Origin of the sequence: Halomonas marinisediminis (assembly GCF_004347715.1) — a bacterium.
GTDB lineage: Bacteria > Pseudomonadota > Gammaproteobacteria > Pseudomonadales > Halomonadaceae > Halomonas > Halomonas icarae.
On the sequence record NZ_SLTR01000081.1, the window covers coordinates 1 to 365 of the forward strand.

Genomic DNA, 365 nt, shown 5'->3' on the forward strand with positions numbered 1-365 from the left:
AGGCCGGCGATCTTGCCCGCGTCCTTGGTGGCCTGACGCTGGGCGTCGTTGAAATAGGCCGGGACGGTGATGACCGCCTGGGTGACATCCTCGCCGAGATAGCTTTCGGCGGTTTCCTTCATCTTCTTCAGGATGAGGGCCGAGACCTGCGCGGGAGAGAATTTCTCGCCCTTCACGCTGACCCAGGCGTCGCCGTTTCCGCCGTTCACCACGGCGTAGGGCAGGTTCTTCTTGTCTTTTTCCAGATCTGCATCGTCGAACCGACGCCCGATCAGGCGCTTTACGCCACAGACGGTGTTTTCCGTGTTTTTGACCGCCTGGTCCTTGGCCGTCTGGCTCACTCTTCTTTCGTCTTCCGTGTAGCC

The 365-nt window shown here is 60.3% G+C and carries 1 protein-coding gene; it reads right to left on the minus strand.

Annotated features, from left to right (window positions below; translation table 11 throughout):
- Positions 1-365, minus strand: a 365-nt coding sequence (locus E0702_RS15890; RefSeq protein ID WP_165927561.1) for an Hsp70 family protein, incomplete at both ends; no start/stop codon positions are given.